Origin of the sequence: Streptomyces viridosporus T7A (assembly GCF_008704515.1) — a bacterium.
Lineage (GTDB): Bacteria > Actinomycetota > Actinomycetes > Streptomycetales > Streptomycetaceae > Streptomyces > Streptomyces viridosporus.
In genome coordinates this window covers 3,684,473-3,697,160 of record NZ_CP023700.1, presented here as the reverse complement: position 1 = coordinate 3,697,160, position 12,688 = coordinate 3,684,473, and the positions used below count along the sequence as shown (strand labels likewise).

12 protein-coding genes are annotated in these 12,688 nt (G+C 72.5%); 7 read left to right on the top strand and 5 right to left on the bottom strand.

What is annotated here, in order from left to right; all coding sequences use genetic code 11:
• Positions 1-4 precede the first annotated feature (4 nt).
• Positions 5-1,276, bottom strand: a complete 1,272-nt coding sequence (locus tag CP969_RS17000; protein WP_016825877.1) for a glycoside hydrolase family 16 protein — start codon at positions 1,274-1,276, stop codon at positions 5-7.
• A gap of 717 nt (positions 1,277-1,993) precedes the next feature.
• Between CP969_RS17000 and CP969_RS16995 the strand changes: the two genes are divergently transcribed.
• Positions 1,994-2,254 (top strand): hypothetical protein, encoded by a 261-nt coding sequence (locus CP969_RS16995; RefSeq protein WP_016825878.1) that lies wholly within the window; start codon positions 1,994-1,996, stop codon positions 2,252-2,254.
• Between the two features lie 3 nt (positions 2,255-2,257).
• Positions 2,258-2,818: a hypothetical protein gene (locus tag CP969_RS16990; protein ID WP_016825879.1), complete on the top strand. Its 561-nt coding sequence runs from the start codon at positions 2,258-2,260 to the stop codon at positions 2,816-2,818.
• A gap of 102 nt (positions 2,819-2,920) precedes the next feature.
• On the opposite strand, the gene CP969_RS16985 is transcribed toward CP969_RS16990, so the two are convergent.
• Positions 2,921-3,397: a GNAT family N-acetyltransferase gene (locus CP969_RS16985; RefSeq protein WP_026085114.1), complete on the bottom strand. Its 477-nt coding sequence runs from the start codon at positions 3,395-3,397 to the stop codon at positions 2,921-2,923.
• A 91-nt stretch (positions 3,398-3,488) separates the two neighbouring features.
• On the opposite strand from CP969_RS16985, the gene CP969_RS16980 reads away from it, so the two are divergent.
• Entirely contained in the window at positions 3,489-4,289 is an 801-nt protein-coding gene (locus tag CP969_RS16980) for an exodeoxyribonuclease III (protein ID WP_016825881.1), read from the top strand.
• A 5-nt stretch (positions 4,290-4,294) separates the two neighbouring features.
• Here the strand turns inward: CP969_RS16980 and CP969_RS33250 are convergent, their stop codons facing one another.
• Both CP969_RS33250 and CP969_RS16970 read right to left on the bottom strand, forming a co-directional pair.
• Entirely contained in the window at positions 4,295-4,465 is a 171-nt protein-coding gene (locus tag CP969_RS33250; RefSeq protein WP_016825882.1) for a hypothetical protein, read from the bottom strand.
• A 308-nt stretch (positions 4,466-4,773) separates the two neighbouring features.
• Positions 4,774-5,394, bottom strand: coding sequence for a MerR family transcriptional regulator (locus CP969_RS16970; protein WP_016825883.1), 621 nt, complete (start codon positions 5,392-5,394; stop codon positions 4,774-4,776).
• 202 nt (positions 5,395-5,596) lie between these two features.
• Between CP969_RS16970 and CP969_RS16965 the strand changes: the two genes are divergently transcribed.
• From CP969_RS16965 to CP969_RS16950, 4 genes are all read left to right on the top strand, one after another.
• Positions 5,597-7,132, top strand: a complete 1,536-nt coding sequence (locus CP969_RS16965) for a flavin-containing monooxygenase (RefSeq protein ID WP_016825884.1) — start codon at positions 5,597-5,599, stop codon at positions 7,130-7,132.
• Complete coding sequence (locus CP969_RS16960) at positions 7,129-8,088, top strand: alpha/beta fold hydrolase (RefSeq protein WP_016825885.1); 960 nt, start codon at positions 7,129-7,131, stop codon at positions 8,086-8,088. The genes CP969_RS16965 and CP969_RS16960 overlap by 4 nt, the downstream gene beginning before the upstream one ends.
• The gene (locus CP969_RS16955; protein WP_004986946.1) at positions 8,085-8,969 is read left to right on the top strand and encodes an SDR family oxidoreductase; all 885 of its coding nucleotides are present in this window, start codon (positions 8,085-8,087) and stop codon (positions 8,967-8,969) included. Before CP969_RS16960 ends, CP969_RS16955 begins: the two co-directional genes overlap by 4 nt.
• Positions 8,970-9,045: 76 nt before the next feature.
• The gene (locus CP969_RS16950) at positions 9,046-9,225 is read left to right on the top strand and encodes a hypothetical protein (protein WP_004986948.1); all 180 of its coding nucleotides are present in this window, start codon (positions 9,046-9,048) and stop codon (positions 9,223-9,225) included.
• A gap of 91 nt (positions 9,226-9,316) precedes the next feature.
• Here CP969_RS16950 and CP969_RS16945 read toward each other — a convergent pair whose 3' ends face one another.
• Positions 9,317-12,595, bottom strand: a complete 3,279-nt coding sequence (locus tag CP969_RS16945; protein WP_016825887.1) for a S41 family peptidase — start codon at positions 12,593-12,595, stop codon at positions 9,317-9,319.
• Positions 12,596-12,688: the final 93 nt, after the last annotated feature.

Sequence of the window (12,688 nt, the reverse complement as noted above, 5' to 3'; positions counted from 1 at the left end):
GGGGTCAGCCGACCGTCCACTTCTGGTCGGCGGCGCCGGTGCACGTCCGGATCTGCAGCGGGGTGCCGTCGGCGGAGGAACTGCCCCTGGTGCTCAGGCACTTGTCCGCACCGATGTTGGTCAGGTCGCGGCCGGAGGTGTGGGCCCACTGCTGGGCCTTGGTGCCGTTGCAGGTGTAGAGCTGCACGGGCGTTCCGTCCGCGGTGGAGGCGCCGCGTACGTCGAGGCACTTGCCGAGGGCGCGTACGGTGCCGTCGTTGCCCAGGGTCCACTTCTGCGCGTCGACGCCGGTGCAGTCGTGCAGCTGGATCGGGGTCCCGTCCGCGGTCGAGGCGCCGGCGACGTCGACGCACATGCCGCCGATGCCCTTGACGGCGCCGGTCCGGGTGGTGCCGCCGTTCTCGGCGGAGCCGCCGGAGGTGGAGGCGCGCACGTAGTCGATGGTCATCGTCTGCGGGAACGCGGTGCCGGCGTTCGGGCTGCCGGGCCAGTCACCGCCGACGGCGAGGTTGAGGATGAGGAAGAACGGGTGGTCGTAGACCCACCTGTTGCCGCCCAGGTCGGCCGGGGTGCGGGTCTGGTAGGCGATGCCGTCGACGGACCAGGTGATCGACTCGGGGGTCCAGTCGACCGCGAAGACGTGGAAGTCGTCCGCGAAGGCGGCGCCGTTCGGGAGCGTGTACGAGGCGCCGATGCCGCCGCCGCCCGAGTAGCCGGGGCCGTGGACGGTGCCGTGGACGGTGCGGGGTTCGTGACCGACGTTCTCCATGATGTCGATCTCACCGCTGTGGGGCCATCCGACCGTGCCCAGGTCGTTGCCGAGCATCCAGAAGGCGGGCCACATGCCCTGACCGCGAGGCACCTTGATGCGCGCCTCGAAGTGGCCGTAGGCCTGGGTGAAGGTCCTGGCGGTGTTGAGGCGGGCGGAGGTGTACTGGCAGGTGCCGTACCAGCACTTCAGGTGGGGGTCGGTGTTCTTGCGGGCGGTGATGACGAGGTTGCCGTTGCCGTCGAGGGCGGCGTTGTCCGTGCTGTCGGTGTAGTACTGCAGCTCGTGGTTGCCGTTGCCGCTGCCACCGGTCTCCAGCGTCCACTTGCTGGGATCCGGAGCCCTGCCGGCCGGGCCGTCGAACTCGTCGGACCAGGTCAGTGCGGCGGGGGCGGGGGCGGCGTCGGCCCGGTCGGCGGACGGTCCCGCGGTGATGAAGGTGAAGGCGGCGGCGACCAGCAGGGCGGACCCGCCGAGTGACCACCGGCGCGCGCGATGAGCGGCCATGACTGAACACACCTCGTCTGTGGGGAAGTTCCGTGGGGGGTGGAGTGGGGGGACCCCGGGTCCGGGGGTGGGGAAGAGAGTGGGGGGAGACCCGAACCCGGGGGGAGCCCCGATGCTACGGACGGTTCACAGCGCAACAAACTGCCCGGTTTGTTTCCCAACCGGCCCTGAGCTGCGGTTACTTGACGCAGCACGGTCTTCGGCTGATCGCTTAATGCATGCTTAAGGTCGACTTAAGGGAGTGGGGGCGGAGCGGGCCGACGCGGAGGTGACGGCCGTCCGGGGCCGCACGGTCCCGGAGTGCGGCTCCGGTGAGTCCGCTCCGCCCCCGACGAACCCGCCCGGCCCCGCCGCGTCGCCGACAAGGCAGGCCCGTCACCGTCACTCCTGGGGGCTTGGTCAACCCCCTTGTCCGCGAAACCGGCCGTTTCATGTGAACGTGGCGAACTCGAACACATTTCATCCCCCTCAATGTTCTTGTCGGGCAACCCGGTTGAGGAGAAGCTTTCTGCACGATCGCCGAACCGCTCCTCAGGTTCCGCTCCGTCGGCACACCGAATCGTGAGTCCGCGGGAACCGTTTTCCGAAAAGGGAGAAGTGATGGCAGGAACCACGGGACGTCTGTCCGTATCGACATTGGTTGCGACGGTGTTCCTCTCCGTCGCGGCAGCGCCCCTTCTCGCGGCTCCCGCGCACGCGCTCGGGAACAATCGGGCCGTGAACCGCAGCTGCGGAACGAACTACGTGTCGAGCGGGCACAACGGAACCGCCGGCGAGGGGCACAGCTGGGCCCAGACGACGCGGCAGAGCGGCACCTGCGCGGGCAGGCTGAGCGCCGCCCTGGAGCGCAGCGACGGCTACTGGTCCACGCGCGTCTACGGATCGAACGGGTCCGCCTACGCGACGGCGCGCTTCGGGGCGAAGGCGAAGCACGGACTCCACTGGGGCTGCGACGCCTGCAACGTCACCAGGAGCTGATGCGTGCGCGCCGGTTCGCTCGTCGCCGGGCTGGTTCTCGCCGCGGCGGCCGCAGGGTGCGCCCCGGACGCCGGCCGGAGCGTCCGGGGTGCCCCGGAAGAGACCTCGTTGCCGGGGCAGCGGTGGGCGCTGGAGGACGGCAGGGTCGACGCCGCGGAATACGGCAGGGCGATGAACGAGTTCATTTCCTGCGTCAGGGGCGCGGGATATGAAGTGACCGACCCGGTACTCAGCCCGATCGACGGGCTGAGTCTGCTGTATCAGATAACACCGTCGGGTGATCCTGCCTCGTACAACGCGGCGGTGCAGCGCTGCAACCTCTCCCATCTCTCCATGGTCGAGCCGACCTATGTCGAGTCCCATCCGAAAGTGATGGAGGAAACCCTGAGGTCCGCGGTCGTGCGGTGCCTGCGGGGGCGGGGCAGGACCGCATCGGGCGACGAGAGGAACGCCACCGAGTTGGCCGAGACGGCGCGGGACGAGCCGGCCGTTGTGGAATGCATCACGGAGTCGAGGGTGCGCCTGTTTCCCGAACTCCCCGACGAGGCGGTGGTGCGCATCTGAGGGCCGGGGCGGACGGCGTCTTCCGCGAGCGGGTGTGCTTCCGGCCGACCCCGGGTCGACCGCACCGTTCCGCGGGAACCGCTCGTCCGCACCGGCGGACCCCTACAGCGCTTTGGCGTAGCAGCGGCTCTCCTCGTGGAAGCGGTAGTAGCCGAACGGCTCGCACGGCTCGTAGCCGCTGGAGGTGTACAGGGCGATCGCCTCCGGCTGCTTGGTGCCGGTCTCCAGGACCACGCGGACGCGGCCGGCCGCGCGGGCGTCCTCCTCCAGGGCGGCCAGGATGCGGCGGGCCAGGCCCCGGCCGCGCATCTGCTCGATCACGTACATGCGCTTCAGCTCGGCGTCGCCGTCGCGGTTGCCCTCGCCGTTGGCGTCCTGGACGCGCCAGCCGCCGGAGGCGACGGGGACGTCGTTCTCGTCGTAGGCGATCAGGTAGACGCCGTTCGGGGGTGTGAAGTCCGCCGGGTCCATGGGGGTGGCGTCGCCGCCGTCGCCGTAGCGGGCGTGGTACTCGGCCTGGACCTCGGCGTCCAGCTTCACTGCGTCGGGGTGGTCGTAGGGGACTCGGCGGATGTTCATGCCGAGCACGGTAAAACAAACCCCGGGGTGAACGGGAGCGCGATCTCGGTCCGGAATTGGACCTTGTCCAGTGTGCCGGTATCGTGCCCTGATGCTCACTGTGACCTCCGTCAACGTCAACGGACTGCGCGCCGCCGCGAAGAAGGGCTTCGTGGAGTGGCTGGCGCAGACCCCCGCCGATGCGCTGTGCCTGCAGGAGGTGCGGGCGGAGCCGCAGCAGCTGCCCGAGCAGGTGCGGGCGCCCGAGGGGTGGCACGTGGTGCACGCGCCCGCCGCGGCGAAGGGGCGCGCGGGGGTCTCGCTGTACACCCGGCGGGAACCCGACCGTGTCCAGGTCGGCTTCGGCTCGACCGAGTTCGACGGCAGCGGGCGGTACGTGGAGGCGGACCTGCCCGGGGTCACCGTCGCCTCGCTCTACCTGCCCTCCGGTGAGGTCGGCACGGAGCGGCAGGAGGAGAAGGTCCGCTTCATGGGCGAGTTCCTGGCGTACCTCAAGGAGCTGCGGGAGCGGGCCGCCGGGGAGGGGCGGGAGGTCGTGGTGTGCGGTGACTGGAACATCGCCCACGAGAAGGCCGACCTGAAGAACTGGCGCGGGAACACCAAGAACTCGGGCTTCCTGCCGGAGGAGCGGGAGTGGCTCTCCCGCGTCCTCACCCCGACCGACGGCGGATACGTCGACGTGGTGCGGAAGCTGCACCCGGACGTCGACGGGCCGTACTCGTGGTGGTCGTACCGGGGGCGGGCCTTCGACAACGACACCGGATGGCGCATCGACTACCAGATGGCGACCCCGGGGCTCGCGGAGCGTGCGGTCGAGGCGTACGTGGAGCGCGCGGCCACGCACGCCGAGCGCTGGTCGGACCACGCGCCGGTGACGGTGGTCTTCGAGTAGCCGGCTCACGGCGGACGGGCCGATGCGGGCGCCGGCCGGATCGGCCCGTGATCCGCGCCGGAACGAACTCCGTCGGGGGTCTTGCGCGACCGTGGCGTCGTGGGCCTGACGAACGAGAGCACCGCCGCCGACAGCACCCGCATCGGCTTCGCCCGGGCCGTGCCGAAGGCGTTCACGGCACTCGTCTCCTTCGGCACGGCGGCCCGCGAGGGCCTGGACCCGGCACTCGCCGAACTGCTCCAGATCCGGTACGCCGTAGCCGTCAGCTCCCGTCGGGCGGTGGCGGCAGAATGCCGCAGAGGGCGTCGAGCGCCAGCCCCCTCCTCCGGCAGGCCGAACTCGCCGGCGACTGACCGGCCGCGGGACGGGGGCCGTCCGCACCGCCGGGAGGGCGCGTCGGCGGGCGGTGGAGGGACGCGCCGGTGGGCGGTGCGGGATGAGCGGGTGGGCGGTGCGGGAACGGCTGCGCGGTCCCCGGCGGCGGTCAGTCCTTCTTGTGCAGCCGCCGGTCCAGGGCCAGGGACAGTTCCGCGTCCACCACGCTGCGGGCCAGGGGGCGCAGGCGGTGGAGGGCCTCCTCGGGGGCGTGGCGGAGGATCAGGCCGGCGAAGAGGTCGGCCAGGGCGTCGGCGTGGGCGCGGGCCTCCCGGCCGGCGCGGAGCACCTCCGCGAGCGGGATGCCCTCGCGGACCAGGGCGGACGACACGTCCAGCAGACGGCGGCTGATGTGGACGATCTCCTCACCGTCGACACCGAGGTAGCCGAGGTCCAGCGCGGCGGCCAGGTTCTCGGGGGTGACCTGGCCGGCGAAGTGGTCGGCGAGTTCCTCGGGGGTGAGGCGGACCGGGGTCTCCTCGGTGGGGGTCTCCATGCCGAGGAGTTCGCCGACGTCGCGGCCGTGGTCGAAGGCCTCGGCGAGCTCCGCTATGCCGTTCAGGGTGTGGCCGCGCTCCAGCAGGGCCGTGATGGTGCGCAGGCGGGCCAGGTGGTGGTCGTCGTACCAGGCGATGCGGCCCTCGCGGCGGGGCGGCGGGATCAGCTTGCGCTCGCGGTAGAAGCGCAGGGTGCGCACCGTGATGCCGGCCAGCCGGGCCAGCTCCTCCATGCGGTACTCGCGCCGCTCGCCGGGTCCTGCGTTGTCCTCTGCCACGTCAGCAGCCTAGGGCCTGTCCGGCGGACGGGCCCGGGTGTGTACCGGCGGTAACTTTCGTCGCGTGACCCCTACCCATCGGTACGGGGCTGCTCTACGCTCCCCATTGCGCCAGTGTTCACTGGCGGAGTTCTGAGCGAGGCGTGGAGGCTTAGGGATGGCCGAGCACGAGCACGAGCGTGAACACGAGCATGTACGGGTGGCGGTGGTCGGGTCCGGGTTCGGCGGGCTCGGGGCCGCCGTGCGGCTGCGGCGCGAGGGGATCACCGACTTCGTCGTCCTGGAGCGGGCGGGCAGCGTCGGCGGCACCTGGCGGGACAACAGTTATCCCGGCTGCGCGTGCGACGTGCCGTCCCACCTGTACTCGTTCTCCTTCGCGCCCAACCCCGACTGGCCGCGCTCCTTCTCCGGCCAGGAGCACATCCGCGCCTACCTCGAGCACGTCACCGACGTCTTCGGACTGCGGCCCCACATCCGCTTCGACTCGGAGGTGAAGCGGATGGTGTGGGACGCCGAGCGGCTGCGCTGGGACATCGAGACCAGCAGCGGGAACCTCAGCGCGGACGTGGTCGTGTCCGCCACCGGTCCGCTGTCCGAGCCGAAGACCCCGGACATCCCGGGGCTCGACACCTTCCCCGGCAAGGTCTTCCACTCCGCCCGCTGGGACCACGACTACGACCTGCGCGGCAAGCGGGTCGCCGTGGTCGGCACCGGTGCCTCGGCGATCCAGATCGTGCCGTCCATCCAGCCGCTGGTCTCCCGGCTCACCCTCCTCCAGCGCACCCCGGCCTGGGTCCTGCCCCGCGCCGACCGCGCCATCAGCGCCGCCGAGCGCGCCGTGCACCGGGCGCTGCCCCTCACCACGAAGCTGCGCCGCGGACTGCTGTGGGGCGTGCGGGAGTTGCAGGTGCAGGCGTTCACCAAGCACCCGGGCGAGCTGGGTTTCGTGGAGCAGTTGGCCAAGCGCAACATGGCCCGCGTCGTCAAGGACCCGGCCCTGCGCGCCAAGCTCACCCCGGACTACCGCATCGGCTGCAAGCGGATCCTGCTGTCCAGCACGTACTATCCGGCGCTCGTCCAGCCCAACGTCGACGTCGTCGCGAGCGGGCTGAGCGAGGTGCGCGGGTCGACCGTCGTCGCCGCCGACGGCACCGAGGCCGAGGTCGACGCGATCGTGTTCGGCACCGGGTTCCACGTGACCGACATGCCCATCGCCGAGCGGGTCGTCGGCGCGGAGGGCAGGACCCTCGCCGAGACCTGGACCGGCGGGATGCAGGCGCTGCGCGGTGCCGCGGCCGCCGGGTTCCCCAACTTCATGACGGTCATCGGGCCCAACACCGGCCTCGGGAACTCCTCCATGATCCTGATGATCGAGTCCCAGCTGAACTACCTGGCCGACTACCTCCGCCAGCTCGACGTCCTCGGCGGCCGGGTCGCCCTCGACGCCCGGCCCAGTGCGGTGCGCGCCTGGAACCACCGGGTGCAGCAGCGGATGAAGCGCACGGTGTGGAACACCGGCGGCTGCACCAGCTGGTACCTGGACGCGAGCGGGCGCAACACCACCGTCTGGCCGGGCACGACCACCGAGTTCCGGCGCGCCACCCGGCACGTGGACCTGTCCGAGTACGCCGTCCTGCGGGCGCCCGCGAAGCGGGCCGCCGTCACCCGGGACGGCGCGGAGGTGACCGCGTGAGCCGGCCGGACCCCGCCGCCTTGGGGCCCTACGTCCCGCCCGCCCCCGCCCGTGAGCTGACCGCCGTCTCCGCCGACGGCTCCCGGCTGCACATCGAGGTGCACGGGCCCGAGCGGGCGCCCGCGGTCGTCCTCGCCCACGGCTGGACCTGCTCGACCGCCTTCTGGGCGGCGCAGATCCGGGACCTGGCCGCCGACCACCGGGTCGTCGCCTACGACCAGCGCGGCCACGGGCGCACCCCCGCGAGCCCCGTGTGCAGCACCGAGGCGCTCGCCGACGACCTCGAGGCCGTGCTGGGCGCCACCCTCGCGCCGGGCGAGCGGGCGGTGGTCGCCGGGCACTCGATGGGCGGGATGACGGTGATGGCCGCCTCCTCCCGGCCCGTGTTCCGCGAGCACGCGGCGGCCGTCCTGCTGTGCAGTACGGGCAGTTCGCGCCTGGTGGCCGAGTCGACGGTGCTGCCGATCCGCGCGGGCGGGGTGCGGACCCGGCTGACCCGGCGGGTGCTCGGCTCCCGGGCCCCGCTCGGACCGGTCACGCCGCTCGCCCGCCGGATCCTCAAGTACGCGACGATGGGCCCCGCTTCGACCCCGGAGATGGTCCAGGCGTGCGCCCGCATCGTGCACGCCTGCCCGCGCACGGTGCGGCACGCCTGGTCGGGCGTCCTCGACCTGCTGGATCTCGACCACGGCGTCCGGGAGTTGAGGGTGCCGACCGAGGTCGTCGTCGGCACCGCGGACCGGTTCACCCCACCGGTGCACGCGCGGTCGCTGGCCGCCGCGCTGCCCGACTGCACCGGTGTCACGGAACTTCCCGGCATCGGCCACATGACGCCGATCGAGGCGCCCGAGCAGGTCACCGGGAGGATCCGGGCGCTCGTCGCCGCCCACGTGACCGCCCTCGCTCCCGCCGAATCCGCCGTTCCCGCCGTTCCCGCCGAGGAGAGCGCATCATGAGCAGGGTCAGTCTCGAAGGACAGGTCGCCGTCATCACCGGAGCGGCGCGCGGCGTGGGGGAGTTGCTGGCCCGCAAGCTCTCCGCGCGCGGGGCGAAGGTGGCGCTGGTCGGGCTGGAGCCGGACGCGCTGAAGCAGGTCTCGGCGCGGCTGCACGGCGACAGCGAGCACTGGCACGCCGACGTCACCGACCACGAGGCGATGGCCCGGGTCGCGCGGGAGGTCGGGGAGCGGTTCGGCCGGGTCGACATCGTGGTCGCCAACGCCGGTGTGGCGACGGGCGGTCCGTTCGTCGACTCCGATCCGGAGTCCTGGCGGCGGGTGATCGAGGTCAACCTGATCGGATCGGCGGTCACCGGGCGGGCGTTCCTGCCGCTGCTCGTCGAGAGCCGGGGCTACCTGCTCCAGATAGCCTCGCTCGCCGCCCTCACCCCGGCGCCGATGATGACCGCGTACTGCGCGTCCAAGTCCGGTGTGGAGGCGTACGCGCACAGTCTGCGGGCCGAGGTCGGGCACCGGGGCGTGCGGGTCGGCGTCGGGTACCTGTCGTGGACCGACACCGACATGGTGCGCGGGGCCGACCAGGACGAGGTGATGCGGGAGTTGAGGCAGCGGCTGCCGTGGCCGACCAACAAGACCTATCCGTTGGGGCCCGCGGTGGACCGGCTCGTGGACGGGATCGAACGGCGGGCCGCCCACGTGTACGGGCAGTGGTGGCTGCGCGGGATGCAGGGGGTGCGCGGCCATCTGCCCGGGCTGATCGGGACGGTGGGGCAGCGGGAGATGCGGAGGTTCGCGGACCGGCTCTCCGGCATCCGCACGGGGCTGGTCGGAGCCGGCGGCAACGCCGACGAACAGCACCGCACTACGGTGCGTAAGTGATCGACATGCGCAGGGTGATGGGCCGTGTGAATCTGGTCGGGCAAGTTCCCCCCACCCCACACGGGAGTGAACCCACATGGGTATGAAGGACCAGTTCCAGGAGAAGACCGAGCAGTTCCAGCAGCAGGCCAAGCAGCGTGCCCAGCAGGGCAAGGAGCAGATGCAGAACCGCGGCCGCCGCCAGGACGAGGACCGGGAGCACCCGCAGCGTCGGCGGGAGTCCGAGGAGCGCTTCGACCAGGACTACGACGCCTGACGTCCTGCGCTGGTCCGGAAGGGGCGCCTCTGGCGAAGGGCGCCCCTTTCGGCGTTCCCGCGACCCTTCCCCGTCCGAAACGGTCGTCCCGTCAGGTGCGCGGCGGCAGCTTCGGGCGGGAGCGGTCGGGGACGTCGCGGTAAGTCGGGGGAGTGGCCGGGGGGTTGGTCTCCAGCAGGTCGACGGCCAGCCGGACCGCGTCATCGAGCTGGGCGTGGCGTCCCTCGGCCCAGTCCAGCGGGGTGCGCAGCGCCTCCAGGTCGGGCTCGACGCCCTTGTTCTCCACCGACCAGCCGTAGGCGTCGAACCAGGCCGCGTTCATCGGCACCGTGATCACCGTGCCGTCGCCGAGCTGGTGCCGGCCGGTCATGCCGACCACGCCGCCCCAGGTGCGCTGGCCGACCACCGGGCCGAGCCCCAGCAGTTTGAACGCGGCGGTGATCATGTCGCCGTCGGAGCTCGTCGCCTCGTCCGCGAGCGCCACCAGCGGGCCGCGCGGGGCGTTGGAGGCGTACGACACCGGCTGGGCGTCGCGCGTGAGGTCCCAGCCCAGGATGGTGCGGGTCAGCTTCTCGACGACCAGTTCGCTGATGTGGCCGCCGGCGTTGCCGCGCACGTCCACGATCAGGGCCGGGCGGGACACCTCCCCGCGCACATCGCGGTTGAACTGGGCCCAGCCCGAGCCGCCCATGTCGGGGATGTGCAGGTAGCCGCACCGGCCGTCGCTCAACTCCCGTACCACCGCGCGTCGTTTGGTCACCCAGTCCTGGTAGCGCAGCGGCGTCTCGTCGACCAGCGGGACGACGGCGACCCGGCGGGGCGGGCCGTTTCCCCCCGCCGGACGGAACGTCAGCTCCACCGTGGTCCCGCCCGCGCCGGCGAGCAGCGGATCGGGGCCGGCGACCGGGTCCACCGGACGGCCGTCGACATGGGTGAGGACCGCGCCCTCGCGGATGCCGGTGCCGGCCAGCGGGGAGCGGGCCCGGGAGTCGGAGGAGTCACCGGCCAGGATGCGCTTGACCGTCCACCCCTCCTCGCGGGGCACGAGGTTGGCGCCGAGCAGGCCCTGGCGGCGCTGGTAGTGCGGCGGGCCCTCGTTGCGGCGGGCGGCGGTGACGTAGGCGTGGGAGGTGCCGAGCTCGCCGAGCACCTCGCGCAGCAGGTCCGCGAACTCGTCGGGGGAGGCGACCCGTTCGACCAGGGGGCGGTACTGCTCCAGCACCCCGTCCCAGTCGATGCCGCACATGCCGGGCTCCCAGAAGTAGGCGCGGATCAGCCGTCCGGCCTCCGCGTACGCCTGGCGCCACTCCGCCGCCGGGTCGGCCTCGTGCAGGATGCGGCGGGCGTCGATCCACACCGTGGAGTCGCTGTCGCCGGCCTCGGTGGAGGGGACCGCGCGCAGCTCGCCCTCGTCGACCACGACCAGTCGGGTGCCGTCGCCGCTGACCGCGAAGAAGTCGAGGTGGTCGACGAGTTCGGACCTCTTCGCCCTGGTGATGCCGAAGTGCTCCAGGGTCGGCCGGCCGCTGGTGTCGTCCGGGTTGGCGAAGGTCTCGCCGAGCGCGCCGGAGATCGGCCAGCGCAGCCACACCAGCCCGCAGCCCGCGACCGGGTGCAGCGCCGAGTACTTGGAGGCGGCGACCGGGAAGGGGGTGACCCTGCTCTCCAGTCCCTCGACCTCGACGGTCACCGCACCGCTCTCCCCGCTCTCCGCGGCCTCCTCGCGCTCCGCCGGGTCCAGGCCCCCGGCGGCCGGGCGGCCCTCGGGGTTCAGGGCGAACGGGGAGGGGGTCGCCGAGGACAGCGGTACGAGGTAGGGGCGGCAGCCCAGCGGGAAGGACAGGTCGCCGGTGTGCACGTCGTACACCGGGTCGAAGCCGCGCCAGGACAGGAAGGCGAGGTAGCGGCCGTCCCGGGTGAAGACCGGGTTCTCGTCCTCGAAGCGGCCGTCGGTGACGTCGACGACCGTCCGCTCCCCCTCCGTCGTTCCGGCGATCCGGGCGAGTTTGATCTGCCGCAGCGACCGCCCGATCCAGGGGTGCGACCACGTCAGCCACGCGCCGTCGGGGGAGAAGGCGAGGTCGCGCACCGGTCCGTTGACGGAGCGGATCAGCTCGGTGACCCCGCCGCCGGAGCCGTCCTGGGAGGGGTCCGTGTCCACCAGCAGCAGCCGCCCGTCGTGCGCGGCGACGGCCAGCCGCTCCCCGTCCGGGTCCGCCACCATCTCCAGCACCCGGCCCAGCTTCCCGGAGGCCAGCCGCCGGGGCGGGCGTTGGCCGCTGGCCCGGGGCAGGGAGGCGATCTCGACGGCGTCCTCGCCCTCGGCGTCGGTCACGTACGCGACCTGTCCGCTCTCGCCGAGCATCTCCGGCAGCCGCACCCGCACGCCCGGGGTGTCGGTGAGGGTGCGCGCGGGGCCGTCGCGGTGGGTGAGCCAGTACAGGCTGCCGCGCACGACGACGGCGCTCGCCCGGCCGGTCTCGTCGACCGAGAGGCCGTCCAGGTGGTGCGCGGCCGGTACCTGGTAGCGGCGCCGCCCGGTCCGCGGGCCGCTCAGCCGCACGTCGAGGCGGCGCGGGACGGAGCCGGGGGACAGGTCGTCCACGAGCCACAGGTCGCCGGCGCACTGGTAGACGACCCGGGTGCCGTCACTGGCGGCGTGCCGGGCGTAGAAGGCGTCGTGGTCGGTGTGCCGGCGCAGGTCGGAGCCGTCGTACGCGCACGAGTACAGGTTGCCGACGCCCTCGTGGTCGGAGAGGAAGGCGATCCGCCCGGCGACGAACAGGGGGGAGTGCAGATGGCCGTCGAGCCCCTCCAGCAGCCGCTGCCCGTGCAGCCACAGCCTGCCCGTCGCCCCGCCCCGGTAGCGCTTCCAGGAGGCCGGTTCGTGCGGCGGGGTGCCGGTGAGCAGCAGTGTCCTCCGCTCCCCGGCGAGGTCGGCGACCTGGATGTCGGTCACCGGGCCCCAGGGCAGCTTGCGGCCCGGGCTGCCGTCGCAGGCGATCTTGTAGGCCCAGGTGAAGTACGAGAAGGGCTCGTCGTGCGAGGTGACGGCGAGGATCTCGGCGTCGTTCTCCCCCTCGGGGGGCACCCAGCCGCAGACCCGGGTGTCGGAGCTGCCCCAGTGGGTCAGCCGGCGGGCCGGACCGCCGTCCACCGGGACGAGGTGGACCTCGGGGTCGAGGCTGAACCAGCTCGTGTACGCGATGTGGCGGCCGTCGGGCGAGAAGCGGGGGTGGCCGAGCTTGGTGCGGTCGACGGTGAGCCGCCAGGCCCGGCCCGGACCGTCGAGCGGGGCGAGCCAGAGGTCGTCCTCGGCCACGAAGCACAGCAGGTCGCCGTTGAGGTGCGGCAGGCGCAGATAGCTCACCCTTCCCATGCTTTTCCCGGGGATGGGCCGCAGCAACTCGGGCAGACGGGAGCGAGGGGACGTGACCCGGAGCACGTACGAAACGGTTTCGTT

Bases quoted from the DNA above. Each gene is read 5' to 3' on its own strand.
- CP969_RS16980 (WP_016825881.1), top strand. From the start codon at position 3,489: ATGCTCACTGTGACCTCCGTCAACGTCAACGGACTGCGCGCCGCCGCG.
- CP969_RS16970 (WP_016825883.1), bottom strand. From the start codon at position 5,394: ATGGAGGAGCTGGCCCGGCTGGCCGGCATCACGGTGCGCACCCTGCGC.
- CP969_RS16955 (WP_004986946.1), top strand. From the start codon at position 8,085: ATGAGCAGGGTCAGTCTCGAAGGACAGGTCGCCGTCATCACCGGAGCG.
- CP969_RS16950 (WP_004986948.1), top strand. From the start codon at position 9,046: ATGGGTATGAAGGACCAGTTCCAGGAGAAGACCGAGCAGTTCCAGCAG.
- CP969_RS16985 (WP_026085114.1), bottom strand. From the start codon at position 3,397: ATGAACATCCGCCGAGTCCCCTACGACCACCCCGACGCAGTGAAGCTG.
- CP969_RS17000 (WP_016825877.1), bottom strand. From the start codon at position 1,276: ATGGCCGCTCATCGCGCGCGCCGGTGGTCACTCGGCGGGTCCGCCCTG.
- CP969_RS16965 (WP_016825884.1), top strand. From the start codon at position 5,597: ATGGCCGAGCACGAGCACGAGCGTGAACACGAGCATGTACGGGTGGCG.